This is a genomic window from uncultured Negativicoccus sp., from assembly GCF_902480485.1.
GTDB lineage: Bacteria > Bacillota > Negativicutes > Veillonellales > Negativicoccaceae > Negativicoccus > Negativicoccus succinicivorans.
This window is the reverse complement of record NZ_CABSTC010000004.1, coordinates 1-16,029: the sequence shown is the minus strand read 5'-3', so window position 1 is coordinate 16,029 and position 16,029 is coordinate 1. Positions and strand designations below refer to the sequence as shown.

Here is a 16,029-nt window from a genome sequence, read left to right as displayed (position 1 = left end):
GGCAAGAGATATTGCACGTATCGTAAGATTGTAATTTTATGAAAAATCTTTTACAATGAATGCAAATTGGAGTGCTGCTTATGGATTATAAAAAGCGCCAGGTCACGTTAGACGGACGGCGGGAAACCATGTACATATTTGCCGCGCCTTTGGGACTTTTAAGCGATGTGTTTGCCGTTGATGTGCGCACGCAGGGAGACGCGATTCGCACGGCCATCAGTGAGGTGCTGGATTATGAGTACGACTCGTCTTTTTACAGCGGAGAGGCGTACCTCTTTTCCGTGTACCGCGATGTCACATTGATTCAACCGTTAGGCGCGGATGATTTGGCGAAGCCTTTGGAAATAGACACGCAGCGACTGTATATTATGATCGGTGATTTTCTCAGTGACAACGGGGAACACGTAGTACGTTCCGATTGGGAAACGCAAAAAGAACGCGGTTAACCGTGTTCTTTTTGCGTTTCCAAGCCGATTGAAATCACATGGTATACTTGTTATTATATAAATATCTCGAATACACATAAAAATATCAATTTTATTTTTGCGATTTACGATACAGTATAGCCCCGATAGTGGAGGAAACAGTTGGAACAATTATTCATTAAAGGCGGTCGCCGACTTTCCGGCAAAGTGCGCGTTTCCAGCGCCAAAAACGCTGTGTTGCCGATTATTGCGGCGACGATGCTGCCGATTACTCCGAGCACCTTGCCGGAGATCCCGCAGTTGGAAGATGTCACGACCATTTGTAAAGTGTTGGAACAGCTCGGCGTCGTGGTTTCCCAAACGGGAAATGAATTGCGTTTTGATGCGGCACAGCTGACATCTTATGAAGCGCCGTATGAATGGGTCAGCAAAATGCGGGCATCGTTTCTGGTTATGGGGCCGCTTTTGGCGCGGCTGGGGCGGGCGAAAATTTCGCTGCCGGGCGGTTGCGCGATCGGCACCCGACCGATTGATCTGCATTTGAAAGCGTTCGCCGCACTCGGTGCGGAAATTAATTTGGGGCACGGCTATGTGGAAGCCGTCGTGCCGAACGGTTTGAAAGGCGCGCAGATTTACCTCGATTTTCCGAGTGTCGGCGCGACCGAAAACGCGTTGATGGCGGCATGCCTTGCCGACGGTCGCACGGTCATTGAAAATGCAGCGGAAGAGCCTGAAATTGTCGATCTCGTGATGTTTTTGAACAGCATGGGCGCGAACATTCGCGGCGCGGGCACGAATGTGATCCGCATCGAAGGCGTGAAAGAACTGCATGGTGTCGTGCATAATGTCATTCCCGATCGTATCGAAGCCGGTACTTTCATGGTGGCGGCGGCCATGACGGGCGGGGATGTGTATGTAGAAAACGCGTTGGCGGAGCACGTCAAACCGCTGGTCGCGAAGTTAAAAGAAGCGGGCGCGGCCGTGGTGGAAGACATCAACGGCATTCGCGTCGTCGGTCCGGATCGCTTGCAGGCGGTCGACGTGAAAACATTGCCGTATCCGGGTTTTCCGACCGATATGCAGGCGCAGTTTATGGCGCTCACGACAATTGCCGAGGGCACGAGCGTGGTCAAAGAAACCGTATTTGAAAATCGGTTCATGCATGTGGATGCGTTGACTCGCATGGGCGCCAAAATTAAAATTGAAGGCGGCAGCGCCGTGATCGAAGGCGTGGAACGCCTGGAAGGTTGTCCGGTCGAAGCGACCGATTTGCGCGCCGGCGCAGCCTTGGTGCTGGCCGGTCTGGTGGCGGACGGAACGACATCCGTCGGACATCTGCACCACATCGATCGCGGCTATGACCGTTTTGTAGAAAAATTAAGCGGTTTGGGAGCAGACATTGTTCGGAAATAAACGTAAATCGGTACGGAGCAAAAGTGCGCGGCGGACACCGCCCGCGACGCGGCAACATCGCTCACACTCCCTGCTCGATTGGCTGGCCGGTGTCGGCGCGACGGATATCGCTGTCGATTTGGGCTCCGCCAACACGGTAGTGTATGTACGTGGCGAGGGTGTCGTGGTACGGGAGCCATCGGTGCTGGCAGTCGACCGGGAAACACGCGAGGTCGTGGCGCTCGGCGCGAAAGCAGCGGCCTTGGCCGGCCGCGTACCGCAGGAACTTGCCTTGGTGCGACCGGTGGAACGCGGTGTCATCACCGATTTTTCCGCGGCGGCGCACTTGGTACGTGAACTTGTCGGGCGACAGGTTTCGGGTTTATGGAAACGTCCGCGCCTGGTGATGACGATGGCGGGACGGCAAAGCGATGTCGCTGCGGCGGCTCTGTTGGGAACGGCGGCGGCTTTGGGCGCGCGGAAAGCGGTGCGCTTGCCGGGAACGCTTGCCGCGGCGTACGGCGCCGATTTGGATAAAGCCAAAACAGCGGGACTGTTGGTCGCCGATTTGGGCGCGGGCAAAACGGATCTGGCCGTGGTGGACGCGAACGGTTTGGTGGATACGGAAGTGCTGCCGCTCGGCAGCATGGATATTGATCGGGCGATTGCGAAAATCGTTTTACAGGAAACGGGATTGTTGCTCGGTCCCCTCACCTGTGAACGTTTGAAACAGCGTTTCTGCGATGTCGATGAAAACGCGATGGCCACATCGCTATGCGCGGGTAAAGACAGTCAAACCGGTTTACCGCGGCAAACGGAAATCACGGCAGCCATGTTGCGACCGGCGCTGATTCCCTACGCGCATCAGATCGCACAGGCGTTGCATGAAGTGTTACATCAAACACGCCCCGAACTCAGTCAATGGATTTCGTCGCACGGCATCATGCTGGTCGGTGGCGGCGCGCTTTTGCGCGGGTTAGATCGTTACTTAACACAATTTCTCGGCGTGCCGGTGTATCTCGGCGAAGATCCGCTCTATGCGGTGGCCATCGGCGCGGGCAAAGCGCTGTGGGAAATGCCCTTGTTGCGTGACTCTTTGGGCTTTGAAAATCCGCACTCCGCGTAAGTGCAGACGGCAATATGGTATAATATGCGTGTGAGGTGATACTATGAAAAAAAGCAAAAAACGCATGCGCGCGTCCTTATTATTGGCCGCGGCCTTAGCTGTTTTGGGCGTGGTCGGCGTCATGGCGCAGGCTGTGGTTCATACAACCGTATTAACGGGTAAAGTAACCGATGTCGTGCCGGTAGGTACGGACGTCAAAGAAGGCACGCCGCTTGTCTCCGTCGAATCGTTGGCCGGTTCGATGCCGGCAGCGCGGGCTACGGTAGACGGTAAAGTAACAAAAGTGGAAACGCAAGTCGGTGCAACGATCAATAAAGGCGACGAAGTCGCGATCGTGGAAACCAAATAGGAGCGATATGAACGTATTCAAAAAGCGTCGGCGATCGGTATGGTTGCTGACGCTTCTCTTTACATTAGTAACCGGCTTCGCCAACGCGGTCGATATCATGCCGCCGTCGGATGTGCGGGAAGGCATGCGCGGTGTGGCCAAGACGGTGGTGCAGGGCGACACAATTGAAGAATTTGACGTCAATGTGCTTGGAGTACTCCAACAGCGCGGTCCTTCAGGGGACTTAATTTTGGTCAAAGTCAGCGGCCCGGTGATTGAAAAAACCGGCGGCATCGCGCAGGGCATGAGCGGCAGTCCCGTATATATTGACGGTAAACTTGTCGGCGCGATCGGGTACGGCTGGGGGTTTGCGGACGGCACGGTGGGCATGGTGACGCCGATCGGCGACATGCTGAAACTGTGGGCGCTGCCGGATAAAGCGGCGCACGATGAAGCGCCGTCGGTAGAGCCGCCGCTGATTCCGATGGGCACGCCGTTGATGGCGGCGGGATTTACGCCAGAGTCGTTACAATATCTGACGCAAAAATTGGCGCCGTTCGGATTGCAGCCGCAAGCGACAGCCGGCGCAGGCAACTATGATGCCGCACCGCATGCGTTGCAACCCGGCAGCGCGGTCGCGGTGACGCTCGTCACCGGCGATTTGAAACTGGGCGCGATCGGTACGGTCACGTACGCCGATGAAAATCGTATTGTGGCGTTCGGCCATCCGTTTTTGAAGCGCGGCGAATTGGATTATTTCATGCACAATTCGTACATTTTCACGGTGGTGCCGTCGGTGAATTCCGCATTTAAGATCGGCTCCATCGGCAGCGAGATCGGTAAAATTTACCAGGATCGCGGCGCGGGGATTGCCGGTATCGAAGGGCGCGCGCCGAAAGCCGTGGCGATGCAGGTCAACGTGACGGATCGCGATACGCAAACGGATCGCGCGGCGAATGTGCGAATGGTCGAGGATCACGATTTGACGCCGATTTTGGCGGCGACGACCGCGTACGATCTTGTCAAAAAAACGATTGATCGCGGCGGTCGCGGCACGGTCAAACTCAGCTATGAATTTTTGCCGCAGGATACGTCCTTGCCGACATTTAAGCGCGATAATATGTACTACTCGGCCAAAAGTGTCAGCGAACGCTCTGTCGATGAACTGTACAACGTGCTGGAAGCGCTGGCGAAAAACCCGTTCCAAAAATATGCGTTGCGCGGCATCAACTTGTCGCTTTCGCTGACGGAAGATAAAGAAGTCGCAGAAATCATCGATGCGAAAGCGCGGCCGGGGATTGTGAGCCCGGGTGACATCATCTATGTCAATGTGAAACTGCGTCCGTACCGCGGCGAAGTCGTTTCCAAGACGCTCGCCTTTACGGTGCCCGCCGATCAGCCGCTTGGGCCGATGACGCTGGAAGTGCGCGGCGGCGGTGTCGTACCGTTGCCGTACCTGATCCAAAAGCAGCAGCTCAATTTGACGGATGAAATTATTGATCGGTTGCGAAAGTATAAAGATTTCCGCGATTTTCTGAACAAGCTGCAAAAGGAAGATAAAAATAACGAGCTGATCGTGGAAATTCTGGAAGACAATGTCAGTATGGTACCGGATGAAAAATCCGCGGGGCATCATGCGCAGTTGCAAGAACCGGCGAAAGAAACGCTGCCGGACTATTTGCATAAGGGTAAAAAGACCGACGCGGATACGTTGGCGGGCGGTGATGAGGACGAAAAAGCCAAAACGCGCGTCACGATGCCGTACATTATCAAAGGCGACGGCCAATTCGAGTTTGAAGTGGTAGCGCCCAACGATCGCCGCCGTCGCGATGCGGTGAAAGAAATCATGGCGCAGCTGCGGGAAAAAGTGACGGAAAACGATGCCGAAGCGGACAACGACCAGGAAAATAAAGACGCGAACAAAGAGCCGCAAGCTGACAAGCGCCCGGCGAAAGATAAAAAATGACATAAAAAAAGAACCGCAACTGCGGTTCTTTTTTTATTGGCGTAAATTACGCGTCATGATCAAAGAGGACTTTACTCTGGGTAAATTCCAAGATACCCTCGATGCCTCCTTCGCGGCCGATGCCGCTCATTTTGTAACCGCCGAACGGCGCGGTTACATCGCGCGCGCTGTCGTTGATATACACATTGCCCGATTTAATGCGGCGCGCGAACGCGACGGCCTCATCAAACGGTCCGTGCACCGCGGCATTCAGACCGTAAATCGTATCGTTGGCGATGTGCAACGCATCCGGCAGGTCCTTGTACGTAATGACGCACAGCACGGGACCGAAAATTTCTTCCTGCGCGATTTGCATATCGTTGGTGACATCGGTGAAAATCACGGGTTGGACGTAGTAGCCGCCGATCGGTTCGGTGGGCACACTACCGGTGAGCATGCGCGCGCCTTCGGCAAGACCCGTTTCAATATATTTTTTTACTTTAGTGAACTGTTTTTCACTGGCCAGCGGCCCGATCTTCGTGCCTTCTTCTCGCGGATCGCCGACCGGATATTCTTGCAGAATTTCCACCAAGCGCGTTTCGATGGCTTCTTTCTGATCCTCCGGGATCAAAAGGCGGGACAGCGCCGAGCACGTTTGGCCGCAATTCAAGAGGAGCGAATTGAAGCAGGCCCGAATCGCCTGATCGATATCGGCGTCCGGCAGGATAACGCAGGGCGATTTGCCGCCGAGCTCTAAATGAATTTTTTTCACCGAATCCAAACCGTGCTTACCGACTTCAATGCCGCCGGTAGTGGAACCGGTGAAGGAAACCATGTCGACCAGCGGATGCGAAGCCAAGACGTTGCCGACGTCGCCGCCGCGACCCGTGACGAGATTTAACACGCCTTTAGGCAGTCCCGCCTGATGGAACGCATCCACCAAGTAGTATACGGAAAGCGGCGTGTGTTGGCTAGGTTTTAAAATGACGGTATTGCCCATCAAAATGGCCGGCATAATTTTCTGCACGACCTGACCGAGCGGATAGTTCCACGGCGTAATGGCCGCGACTACACCGACCGGCTCACGGTACAATGTCGAATGCTCCAACTCTTCTCGAAATTCGATTTCTTGCGCAAGGCGCATGAAGGTACGCATGCGTTCCACCTGGAAATCGAAATGAACCTTTTCGGCCATTTGACTCGGCGCGCCGAGTTCTTGGATTTCAATATCGACGATTTCCGCTTTGCGGGTCAGCAGCTGCGCCAACATTTTTTCGCAAATCGTCAGCCGCGCGGCGAGCGGCGATTCCTGCCAACGCCAGGCGGCATCGGCGGCGGCCCGACAGGCCGCGTCGACTTCCGTATCGGTGGCGACGGGAACGGCGGCAAACCGATACATGCTCGCGGGATTTTCCACTTTAATTCGTTCCGTGCTTTGGGGCGATACCCATTCCCCGTTGATATATAAACGTTCAAAATTCATAGGCGACTCCTTTCGTAACAATGGATTTGTTTGGTTTCATTGTACTTGCATCTAAAATAGGAAACAAGGTGCGATGGCGAAGTTTTATCGTCCGCAGCGGTGTGTTTAGCCGCTTTGTATGCTAAAATGAAAATAAAACGGACGTAATGCAGAGGAGGTTTCGGCAATGCAATGGCGGGGCAGACGGATGAGCAGTAACACGGGGCGCGGTGGCGGACCGGCGAAAATCGGCGGTTTGGGTTTGATTATTTTCGCCTTGATCTATTCGTTTTTCGGCGGTAACGTTTCCGACGTAATTAATATGGCGGGCGCCGGACAGACGCAACAGGTGGAACAGCAGGCGAGCGATCCGGCGCGCCGCAACATGGAAGATATGTTGAGCGTCGTCTTGGCGGACACGGAAGATGTTTGGCACCAAAAGTTCGCGGAAGTCGGAGAAAGATACGAAGAACCGAAACTGATGTTTTTTGAAGAACAGGTACGTTCCGGTTGCGGCGTGGCGGGCAAATCGACCGGTCCGTTTTATTGTCCGGTCGATAAAACCATTTACATGGACGTGACGTTCGCCAACGATTTACAACGCAAATTCGGCGGTCAGGGCGGCGATTTTGCGATGGCCTACGTGTTGGCGCACGAAGTCGGCCACCACGTGCAAAACCAATCGGGGCTGCTGATGCATGTTCATAAGCTGCAGCAACAAATGAGTGAGGCGGACGCGAAAAAATACTCGGTCGCGCTGGAACTGCATGCGGATTATTTGGCCGGAGTGTTTGCGTACTATGTGCAGCAAAAAGGCTACCTTGACGCGGGCGATATCGAAGAGGCGATCAATGCCGCCAAGACGGTCGGCGATGATCATTTGCAAAAGATCACGCAAGGGCAGATCCGTCCGGAGGAATTTACGCACGGCACCAGCGCGCAGCGCGCGGAGTGGTTCCGACGCGGCATGCAGTACCATGATTTCGGTCACGGCGATACATTCGGGGCCCTGGGCCTGCAAATTTAAAATCAAAAAAGCGGACATACCGCTTTTTTATTGTGCGAAATAGAAGACAAAATGTCCGTGTTATAATGAAGTCATTATGATGGGAGGGACCCTATGAGTCTGTGGGAAAAGACGGTGGCGCAGATTGAAGTGCCATCGCCGAGCATTGCGGAAGCGGCCGCGTCGCGCGCCGATGATTTGGTGCTCGGTAACGGAAACTTGGGAAAACTGCGCGATATCGTTGTGCAATATGCGGCGGTAGTGGGTGAAGTCATGCCGACGCCGCCTAAGAAAATGATGATTTTAGCCGCGGCGGATCACGGCGTGGCGCGTCATCAATTGTCCGCGTATCCGGTGGAAACGACGGTAGAGATGACGAAAAATTATCTCATCAGTAAAGGCGCCGGAGCCAACGCGCTGGCGCATTACGCCGGAGCGGACATGACGGTGATTGATGCGGGCATCAATGCGGATATGAGTGGAGTTCCGGGGCTCTTGGACAGAAAAATCGCCTACGGCACGCAGGATTTCAGTGAAGGACCGGCGATGACGAGGGCGCAGGCGATTCAAGCGATCGAAGCGGGGATCGAAGTGGCCGGTGATGTCATCGCGCGCGGTTACCGATTGCTTTCCGTCGGGGAAATGGGGATTTCCAATACAACATCGGCGGCAGCGATCATCGGTGCATTCGGCGGCTGGGATGCATTGCAGGTGACGGGACGAGGCACGAATATTTCCGATGAACGTTTGGCGCGCAAACAGAAAATCGTTGCGAAAGCGTTGACGGTGAACCGTCTGGACAAAACGGACGGCATCGATGTCTTGGCGAAAGTCGGCGGCTTCGAATTCGGTGTGATTTCAGGCGTTATTTTAGCGGCGGCCGCGCATCATGCGCTGGTCATCATCGACGGCTTCAATACGACCGCCTGCGCGCATATCGCCAAAGCGATCGCTCCTGCCAGTCGTCACTATGTGATGGCGTCGCATCTGTCGGCGGAAAAGGCGCATTGCATGGCGCTTGAGGCCTTGCAGACGGAAGCCTACGTTGATTTAGGGCTACGGCTCGGAGAAGCGTCCGGTGCGTCGGTGCAGATGCGCATGCTTGAACATGCGTTGGCGATTTACAATGATTGCCTGACGAAACAAGAAATGATGCAGGGAGGTAACGCCGATGTTGGAAGCATGGAATGATCAAATCGCGCCGCTCGACACCTCGGTGATGGAGCAATGCCGCGAGTACGTCGATAACCTTACCAAACCGTTGGGCTCATTGGCGCAACTGGAAGAAATGGCGATTCGCATCGCCGGCATTACCTGCCGTAAAAAACCGGCTCGCCTGCAAAAAGCCATTGTCATTGCCGCCGCGGATACGGCGATCGACAGTCCGGACAATCAGGATCACGGAAAAAAGAGCCTGGCGGAACTGATGCTCATTGCCGGCGGCGCGGCGCCCGTTTCGGCGTTGGCGCGCGAACTGCAGGCGCCGGTATATGTGGCGGATGTCGGCTTGGAACAAAACACCGAACATGTCGCGGGCGTGATGCTGCATAAAATGCAAAACGGCAGTCAGTCATTGCAAAAAGGGGACGCGCTGACGCAGGAAGCATGCGCGGAAGCAATCGCCTTCGGCGGCGCGCTGGCCGGTGAATTGGCGCATAGCGGCGTCGAAGCATTGGCGCTCGGTGAAATCGGCGCTCGCGGCGCGCTTGCGGCGCTTGCCGTGACGACGGCCTTTTTAGGACCGGAACTCTCCGAAGCGATGCGGGCGCAGGGCTTTACCGCGCAAAGTGAGGCGTGGACGTTGGCGCAAACGGAACCGGAAACGGTACTCGCGCGCTACGGAAACGCATCGATTGCGATGTTGACGGGGCTGGTTTTAGGCGCGGCCGCGCGCCATATGGCGATCGTTTTTGACAACAGCGTCACCGGCGCAGCGGCAGTAGCGGCGGCTGCGATCGCGCCGCGGGTAAAAGACTACGTATTCGCCTCGGCGGCGTATCCTGATCCCCTGCACCAATTACAATTGCAAAAATTGGGATTACAGGCTGCGTTGCATTATGATTTCACGTTGGCGCAAGGGCTCGGCTCGACGTTGGGACTGTCCCTGTTCGATGCATCACTCGATATGTTGAATGAAATGCGGACGTTCGGTGCCGCCGGTGTGGCGGTGGCGGAAGACGGCCCGGGCAAGGGGCGACAGAGAGAAGAGGTGCGGTGATGGAACGGATATTGTATCTGCCGGTGCTTTCTTCGCCGGCGGGCTGGCTCGGTGCGCTTGCCGGTTGCGGCGTGCCGGCGGCATATTGGCAAGCCGAATACCGGCGGTGGTGCCACGATCGCGCAACGGTGACGGTTCATGACGTCACCTGTCGCGGGATCGTCGGGCGTGATGTCGCGGTGACGGCGACGCTGCCCGTTTCTCCCGCTGCCGCGGCGGTACGTGCGTCCTTGCCGACGGACGGTGAAGCGGCGGGCGGGTGGCAACGCTTGGCCGCGTTGGCCGTTCAGGCGGAAACGGTCGGCGCGGTGCTGACAGCGGACGAATGGCTGCTGGCGGCGGGCATTGCGTTGGGATTGGATTATCTTGACGTGACGGTTGTCGCGGCGGAATCCGTCGGCACGGGAGCGATCGCCGTATTAACGCAGACATGGGTGACGACACAAATGCCGGGTGAGCGGATTGCCGATCGGGTCGGTTACGGCATCTGCGGTGATGCGGTAACGGAGGCGACACTCGGCTATCGACAGCCGGTGCCGTGGACACAGGAGCGTCCTTACGTATTCGGCGATACCGCTCGTGCACGCGGTACGATTAGCTATTGGTGAGAAGTACGTGATAATTTTCCGAAGCGTTTGACAATCGGTCGACGGATTTGGTATCATGCTTCTAATTTACATATGTGAAAAGCGATGAAGAGAAGAGTACGCAACGCAGACGATCGACAGAGAGCCCGAGTCGGTGAAAACGGGCGATCATAACCGTTGCGGAAAATGGCCTCGGAGCTGCCGGCTGAGCCGCAAGGCAAGGTCGTGCCGGGTGTGCCCGTCACTGCACTGGTGTATCGCTCTTTGAGCCGTACATGAATGAGGTCTGCAGCGCAGATGAAGTAGGGTGGTACCACGAGTGTCCTCGTCCCTGAGCAATCAGGGCGAGGGCTTTTTTTATAGGGAAAAGAGGTCCGTATGAAAATCAAAGACAAGTATGAAAAAGAAGGGCCGTTATATTCGTTTGAGGTGTTCCCGCCGAAACGGGAAGGCGATTTGGGCAATATGGTGGCGACATTGCATGAGTTGGCCCAATGGCATCCCGACTATATGTCGGTGACGTACGGTGCGGCGGGGGCGGCACGCGGTATGTTGACGTTGAAATTGGCGGAGTATATCCGCAAGGAGCTGGACATCGAGCCGTTGATGCATTTGACTTGCGTGGGATATTCGCAAGCGGAACTGGCGGAGATTTTGGCACGGATCGAAGCGGCGGGAATTGAAAATACGCTGTTGCTTCGCGGCGATCGCAGAGAAGACGGCGAAACGCCCGCGGACGGATTCCGTTATGCCAATGAGCTGGTGGCTTACGTGCGCTCCAAGCACGCATTTTGTATCGGTGCGGCGACGTATCCGGAAGGCCATACGGAGGCTCGCAGCCTGACGGCGGATTTGATCCGCTTGCGAGATAAGGTGAATGCGGGGGCGGACTTTTTGGTGACGCAGCTGTTTTTTGACAATGACGCGTTTTTCCGCTTTTTGGAAACGGCTCGCAGTATCGACATCAATGTGCCGATTTCCGCCGGCATCATGCCCTGTCTGAACAAGGCGCAGATTGTGCGAATGACCGCGTTGTCGGGGGCGAGTTTGCCGCCGAAGTTTCGCCGGATGCTCGACCGCTACGAGCATGCGCCGGAGGCGATGTATGATGCGGGCATTGCGTATGCGTGCGAGCAGATTATTGATTTATTGTCATCGGGAGTGGACGGTATTCACCTGTATGTGATGAATCGGCCGGAAGTGGCACAGGCGATCACAAGGGGGATCGGCCGCACCTTGCAAACGGTCAAGGAGGAACATCGTGGAACGAACGCTGGCTGATTTTTATGATGAAGACGACGTGCTGCGTTTTTTGCGACACAAACGGCGCCGGATCAGTGAGTCCGATCGCCGTTGGCTCGATCGGGCGCGGGAGATTGTCGATGCGGCCGCCGTATATCGGGAAACGCATCAGCGACGCCCGTGGCGGAGTACGGATACCGGCGGCTGCTGGGGAGATACCGTGTTGCCGTATCGTTCGCTCGGACGGCTCTTTGCCGATTGCGACGAGGTCATCGTTTGCGGCTGTACCATCGGGCAGGACGTGTATCGTACCATTCGTGAATGGATGGCGACCGATCCTGCACTTGGGGTTGTCGTCGACGCGACGGCGTCGGTATTGGTCGATGCCTATGCGGCGTACTTGCAGCACACGTTCGGTGCAACGACGATGCGTTTCAGTCCCGGCTACGGTGACGTACCGCTGGCGCTCAATCAGGAATTGGCAACATGCCTGCAACTGTCGAAGCGAATCGGTGTGCATGTGACGGACGGTCATCTGATGGTGCCGGAAAAATCGATTATTTTTCTCACCGGCTGCACACGAAAGGAGGAACCCCATGATACCATTTAGTACATTTCTTGCCGGGCAGACCGTACTTATTGACGGAGCGATGGGTACGGAAGTCCAACGGCGGCGACCGGATCTGCGGATTGCGCCCGATATGTGCGTACTGCATGAGCCTGCACTTATCGAGTCGATACACTATGACTATCTCGTGAGCGGCGTGGACGTGCTGACGACAAACACGTTCGGTGCCAACGGCTACAAATGTGCGGATACGGATACGACACCGAGCGCCTTGATTCATGCCGCCGTCGGATGTGCGCGGCGGGCACGGGAACGCTATATCGCCGATCACGGCACACGACCGATTTACGTGGCCTTGGATATCGGGCCGATCGGCGCGTTGCTTGCACCGGCGGGGGATATGTCTCCCGAGCGGGCGTATGATTTGTATCGGGAACAAGTCGAAGCGGGGGTGGCGGCCGGTGTCGATCTGATCATCATCGAAACGCAAACCGATTTGGCGGAACTCAAATATGCCGTTCTTGCGGCCCGCGAACACAGCGATCTTCCCGTCTTGGCATCGATGAGCTTTGAACATACGGGACGGACCTTTACGGGGACCGATGTCGTCAGTATGGCGACAACACTGGAAGGACTCGGCGTGACGGCCGTCGGGATCAACTGCTCCTTCGGGGCGGCGGAGACACGACCGCTGGTGGACGCTTTGTTGGCGGCAACGAAACTGCCGTTGATCGTGCAGCCGAACGGCGGGATTCCCGATGCCGACGGTCATAGTCGATTCGATGTACAGGCGCATCTTGATCATATGCGCTATTTCCTGTCGCGCGGCGTGGAGATCATCGGCGGCTGCTGCGGTACCGATCCCGCACTGATGGCACGCTTGCATGCGTTGCGTGGGGAAGTGCACGGCACGAGACCGTCCGTCATTCCCGTAACACGGGTGTCCTCTTATGCGGAAACCGTCGTTTTGGGACAAGGCCCGCTGATGATCGGAGAACGAATCAATCCTACGGGCAAACGGGAGTTGCAGGAAGAACTGCGTCGCGGCGTACTTGATCGTGTTGTTCGGGAAGCTGTTGTCCAACGTCGGGAAGGCGCGGCGCTTCTTGACATCAATGTCGGTACCTCGGGTGTCGATGAACCGACACTCTTGCCGCGGGCGGTACGTGCCGTACAAGCGGTGACGGGTACGCCGCTCGTGATTGACACGGCCTCACCGATCGCGTTGGCGGCGGCGGCACGAGTGGTGGCGGGCAAACCGCTGCTCAACTCGGTCAATGCGGGGGAGGACAGTCTGGCACAAGTATTGCCGATCGCTCGCCACTATGGGGCCTGCGTACTGGGACTGACGCTGGATGAAAACGGGATTCCCGATACGGCAAAAGGACGACTCGCACTGGCGGAAAAAATCGTTACTCGCGCATTGGAATGGGGTATCCCGCGAGAAAATATCCTCATTGACTGTCTGACATTGACACTCGGCACCGGTGCGGAAAATGTACGGATTACCGCCGAGGCCGTTGCTCTCGTGAAACGGGAACTCGGCGTGGCGACCGCACTCGGCGTGAGCAATATTTCCTTCGGCATGCCGGAACGCTCGATCATTAATCGGACATTTTTACAGATGGCACTGGCCCACGGACTGGACGCCCCGATTGCCAATCCCGGCGATCGGGGTATGACGGATACATTGGCCGCCTACCGTGTGCTGGCGGGATACGATGACGGGGCGCGGGAATGGATCGCCCGGGCTCGTAAAGTACAAGACGAGGCCGAGGCACCGTCGCCCGTCTCGACGATTTTGGCGGCGATTGTCGACGGACTGGAAGCGGAAACGCTGCGACTGACAAAAGAACTGCTCGCCCGTAAAGCGCCGCTTGACGTGGTCAATGAGGATCTTATCGGCGCATTGAATGAGGTGGGACGACGTTTTGAAACGCAGCAACTGTTTTTACCGCAACTGATCCGGGCCTCGCAAACCGCACAAGTTGCGTTTGCCGAAGTCAAACGGGTACTGGAGGCCAAGGGAGAAACGGCCGCCGATCGCGGCACGATTATTCTTGCGACGGTACGGCACGATGTGCATGATATCGGCAAAAATATTGTCAAAGTCGTACTGGAAAACTACGGCTATCGGATCATCGACCTCGGCAAAGACGTGCCGCCCCAAGCGATCCTCGATGCCTGTCGCACCTATCATGCACGACTGGTCGGCTTGAGTGCGCTGATGACGACGACGGTTGTCTCCATGCAGGAAACCATCGCCTTGCTCAAACGGGAGATTCCCGACGTGCAAGTGGTGGTCGGCGGTGCCGTACTCAATGAACGCTACGCGGCCGACATCGGTGCGGACCGGTATGCGGCACACCCCGCGGCCGTGGCCGATATTGCGGCGGCATTTTTCGGCACCCGGGAAGATCCGATGCGGTAGGCGGTATCGCGGGGAGACAGGCGGCAGTAGCGGCGGCAGCGATCGCGCCGCGGCTAAACGACTACGTATTCGCCTCGGCGGCGTATCCTGATCCCCTGCACCAATTACAATTACAAAAGTTGGGATTACAGGAAGCGTTGCATTATAATTTCACGTTGGCGCAAGGACTCGGCTCGACATTGGGGCTGTCCCTGCTCGACGCATCACTCGATATGTTGAATGAGATACGGACGTTCGGCGCCGCCGGTGTGGCGGTGGCGGAGGACGGTCCGGGTAAAGGAAGGCAGCGAAAGGAAGTGCTCTGATGGAACGGGCATTGTACTTGGATCCCGTGAGCGGGATCAGCGGCAACATGTTTGTCGGGGTATTGCTTGATTTAGGAGTGCCACGGATTTGGCTGATCAATGAGTTACAAAAACTCGGACTTGACGACTACGAGTTGATTTTTGAAAAGGTCAACAAGCGAGGCATCACGGCGACGTATTTTAACGTTGATGTACAGGAAACAACCACGCATCGTCATTTACCGGATATTTTAACCATTTTGGCGCGCGCCGATTGGTCAGGCAGCGCGAAACAACGCGCGGCATCCATTTTCTGGTCACTGGCGCTGGCGGAAAGCAGGGCCCATGGGATTGCGCCAGAAGACGTGCATTTTCATGAAGTCGGCGCGGTCGATTGCATCATCGATTGCGCGTCGATTGCGCTCGGTTTGGAATATTTGGACATCGATATTGTATTAACAGGCCCGGTGGCCACCGGATCGGGTACGATTCGCGCGGCACACGGCGAACTTTCGGTCCCCGCGCCCGCGACACAGTTTTTGTTGCAGGGGTTCCCGACGATCACCGGAACGCCCGACTATGAACTCACTACACCGACCGGTGCGGCGGCGCTTGCGACATTTGCCGTACCGGTAGAAAAACGTCCGTCTGAATTGGTGATTGATCGTGTCGGCTACGGCGCAGGGACGTATGATCTTACCGTTTCCAATACGTTGGGCGGCTACTACGGCCAGTTATTGCCTATGCAGCAATGGCAGGTACCGGCGCCCTACATTTTCGGCCAAAACCCTTGAAATTTTGTGACATAGCAACGTTCTGCTATGTCACTTTTTTGTAAAACAAATTTTCGGTAAAGTGAAAACCTTCTTGACAAAAAAATCCTCGTTTGCTATTCTTATATAGTAACTTAACTGGTCATTGACATGAAAAAAACGGTATGTTACAATGGCATCTGTTGATATGCGGGAATAGCTCAGTGGTAGAGCATCGCCTTGCCAAGGCGAGGGTCGCGAGT

Annotated in this window: 15 protein-coding genes and 1 other annotated feature; of the genes, 14 read left to right on the top strand and 1 reads right to left on the bottom strand. The window is 56.0% G+C overall.

The genetic code is table 11. The annotated features are described in order from the left end of the window. The first annotated feature begins 80 nt into the window (after nt 1–80). The 5 genes from RDN69_RS00665 to RDN69_RS00645 all read left to right on the top strand — a co-directional run bounded on the left by RDN69_RS00665 (nt 81) and on the right by RDN69_RS00645 (nt 5,237). The gene (locus tag RDN69_RS00665; RefSeq protein ID WP_024048205.1) at nt 81–446 is read left to right on the top strand and encodes a hypothetical protein; all 366 of its coding nucleotides are present in this window, start codon (nt 81–83) and stop codon (nt 444–446) included. Between the two features lie 141 nt (nt 447–587). Continuing rightward, nucleotides 588–1,838 (top strand): UDP-N-acetylglucosamine 1-carboxyvinyltransferase, encoded by a 1,251-nt coding sequence (murA, locus tag RDN69_RS00660; protein WP_024048206.1) that lies wholly within the window; start codon nt 588–590, stop codon nt 1,836–1,838. Further along, nucleotides 1,825–2,943, top strand: coding sequence for a rod shape-determining protein (locus RDN69_RS00655; protein ID WP_273259398.1), 1,119 nt, complete (start codon nt 1,825–1,827; stop codon nt 2,941–2,943). Before murA ends, RDN69_RS00655 begins: the two co-directional genes overlap by 14 nt. A gap of 43 nt (nt 2,944–2,986) precedes the next feature. Further along, the gene (locus RDN69_RS00650; RefSeq protein WP_024065391.1) at nt 2,987–3,292 is read left to right on the top strand and encodes a hypothetical protein; all 306 of its coding nucleotides are present in this window, start codon (nt 2,987–2,989) and stop codon (nt 3,290–3,292) included. Between the two features lie 7 nt (nt 3,293–3,299). Then, the gene (locus RDN69_RS00645) at nt 3,300–5,237 is read left to right on the top strand and encodes a SpoIVB peptidase S55 domain-containing protein (RefSeq protein ID WP_024065390.1); all 1,938 of its coding nucleotides are present in this window, start codon (nt 3,300–3,302) and stop codon (nt 5,235–5,237) included. A gap of 46 nt (nt 5,238–5,283) precedes the next feature. On the opposite strand, the gene RDN69_RS00640 is transcribed toward RDN69_RS00645, so the two are convergent. Beyond that, a complete protein-coding gene (locus RDN69_RS00640; protein ID WP_024065389.1) occupies nt 5,284–6,699 on the bottom strand; it encodes an aldehyde dehydrogenase family protein in 1,416 nt (471 codons plus the stop codon). A 166-nt stretch (nt 6,700–6,865) separates the two neighbouring features. On the opposite strand from RDN69_RS00640, the gene RDN69_RS00635 reads away from it, so the two are divergent. The 9 genes from RDN69_RS00635 to RDN69_RS00595 all read left to right on the top strand — a co-directional run bounded on the left by RDN69_RS00635 (nt 6,866) and on the right by RDN69_RS00595 (nt 15,808). After that, the gene (locus tag RDN69_RS00635; RefSeq protein ID WP_024065388.1) at nt 6,866–7,705 is read left to right on the top strand and encodes a neutral zinc metallopeptidase; all 840 of its coding nucleotides are present in this window, start codon (nt 6,866–6,868) and stop codon (nt 7,703–7,705) included. 93 nt (nt 7,706–7,798) lie between these two features. Next, nucleotides 7,799–8,875 (top strand): nicotinate-nucleotide--dimethylbenzimidazole phosphoribosyltransferase, encoded by a 1,077-nt coding sequence (gene cobT, locus RDN69_RS00630; RefSeq protein ID WP_024065387.1) that lies wholly within the window; start codon nt 7,799–7,801, stop codon nt 8,873–8,875. Beyond that, entirely contained in the window at nt 8,856–9,902 is a 1,047-nt protein-coding gene (locus RDN69_RS00625; protein ID WP_273259396.1) for a nicotinate-nucleotide--dimethylbenzimidazole phosphoribosyltransferase, read from the top strand. Before cobT ends, RDN69_RS00625 begins: the two co-directional genes overlap by 20 nt. Next, nucleotides 9,902–10,510, top strand: a complete 609-nt coding sequence (locus tag RDN69_RS00620) for a hypothetical protein (RefSeq protein ID WP_273259395.1) — start codon at nt 9,902–9,904, stop codon at nt 10,508–10,510. The genes RDN69_RS00625 and RDN69_RS00620 overlap by 1 nt, the downstream gene beginning before the upstream one ends. A 75-nt stretch (nt 10,511–10,585) precedes the next feature. Next, nucleotides 10,586–10,825, top strand: a binding site (T-box leader). A 42-nt stretch (nt 10,826–10,867) separates the two neighbouring features. Then, nucleotides 10,868–11,770 (top strand): methylenetetrahydrofolate reductase [NAD(P)H], encoded by a 903-nt coding sequence (gene metF, locus RDN69_RS00615; protein WP_024048737.1) that lies wholly within the window; start codon nt 10,868–10,870, stop codon nt 11,768–11,770. After that, nucleotides 11,751–12,341 (top strand): hypothetical protein, encoded by a 591-nt coding sequence (locus RDN69_RS00610; protein WP_273259393.1) that lies wholly within the window; start codon nt 11,751–11,753, stop codon nt 12,339–12,341. The genes metF and RDN69_RS00610 overlap by 20 nt, the downstream gene beginning before the upstream one ends. Further along, the gene (locus RDN69_RS00605; protein ID WP_273259392.1) at nt 12,328–14,730 is read left to right on the top strand and encodes a homocysteine S-methyltransferase family protein; all 2,403 of its coding nucleotides are present in this window, start codon (nt 12,328–12,330) and stop codon (nt 14,728–14,730) included. Before RDN69_RS00610 ends, RDN69_RS00605 begins: the two co-directional genes overlap by 14 nt. Further along, a complete protein-coding gene (locus tag RDN69_RS00600) occupies nt 14,697–15,035 on the top strand; it encodes a nicotinate-nucleotide--dimethylbenzimidazole phosphoribosyltransferase (protein WP_308530257.1) in 339 nt (112 codons plus the stop codon). Before RDN69_RS00605 ends, RDN69_RS00600 begins: the two co-directional genes overlap by 34 nt. After that, the gene (locus RDN69_RS00595) at nt 15,035–15,808 is read left to right on the top strand and encodes a LarC family nickel insertion protein (RefSeq protein ID WP_273259391.1); all 774 of its coding nucleotides are present in this window, start codon (nt 15,035–15,037) and stop codon (nt 15,806–15,808) included. Before RDN69_RS00600 ends, RDN69_RS00595 begins: the two co-directional genes overlap by 1 nt. Nucleotides 15,809–16,029 lie beyond the last annotated feature (221 nt).